At 49.7% G+C, this 1,023-nt stretch carries 2 protein-coding genes; one reads left to right on the forward strand and one right to left on the reverse strand.

Features of this window, described 5'->3' with window-relative positions; translation table 11 throughout:
* On the reverse strand, positions 1-720 hold a 720-nt coding region (wecB, locus tag QGG57_06835), incomplete at its 3' end, for a UDP-N-acetylglucosamine 2-epimerase (non-hydrolyzing) (GenBank protein ID MDP7007879.1).
* A gap of 91 nt (positions 721-811) precedes the next feature.
* On the opposite strand from wecB, the gene QGG57_06840 reads away from it, so the two are divergent.
* Positions 812-1,023: serine hydroxymethyltransferase (locus QGG57_06840; GenBank protein MDP7007880.1), on the forward strand; the 212-nt coding region annotated here is incomplete at its 3' end.

The following is a 1,023-nucleotide window of genomic DNA, read 5'->3' on the forward strand; positions in this document are numbered from 1 at the left end:
GGTCCTTGGATGTGCAGGAAAAACAATAGTCACGTCTTCAGCGATAGATTCCAAGGCTTCGATGATTCCTGAAAAGATGTCTTTGATATCTACATTAGAAGGCCGGTGCAACGTTATCAGAGCATAATTTCCTTTTTGAATTTGTAATTCTCGATGTATATCACTTAGGTCAGCTTTTTGAGAATGGAGTAACAATGTATCAATCATTATATTTCCAACCAGTTTTATTTTCTCGGGTTCCATTCCTTCCGCGATAAGATTCTGGTTAGCATCTGGCGATGGCGTGAACAGCAAATCTGAAATTCTATCTGTCAAGATGCGGTTAATCTCTTCGGGCATTGCTCTATCGAATGACCTCAGTCCTGCCTCGACGTGTGCCACTGGAATCCAGAGCTTTGCCGCCACAAGTGCACATGCGATAGTAGAATTCACGTCACCCGCGACGATAACCATTGATGGTCTTTTCTCGATGCATACTTTCTCAAAATCGACCATAATCTTGGCGGTCTGCTCGGCGTGGCCGGCTGAACCTACTCCTAGATAGAACTCGGGTTTGGGCATACCAAGTTCATCGAAGAATAACTTGTTCATGTTGTCATCATAATGCTGGCCTGTGTGAAGCAGCAAGACTGGCAGGTTGCGGCTCTTGAGTTCGTCATATAACGGTGCCATTTTCATGAAGTTAGGGCGGGCTCCGACGACTAGCAGGATGGAGTTCACGGCAACCGGGACTGATACCCATGATTTAATTATTCCTATCAGCGAAACACACGAATAAAACGCTATTAATCGCCGCCGGCTGCGCGCGCTGATGGAGAGCACCGTCGCAGGTATTATCGCGCGCGAGGCGGAGCGGCAGCAGTCAACAATCGAGCTGATTGCGTCGGAGAACCACGTCTCGCCGGCGGTGATGGAGGCGGTCGGCTCCTGCCTCACCAACAAGTACGCCGAAGGCTACCCTGGCAAGCGCTACTACGGCGGCTGCCATAACTACGACGAAGTGGAGCGGCTGGCGCAGGAGCG

It is taken from the genome of Candidatus Poseidoniia archaeon, from assembly GCA_030748895.1.
Classification (GTDB): Archaea; Thermoplasmatota; Poseidoniia; order MGIII; family CG-Epi1; genus UBA8886.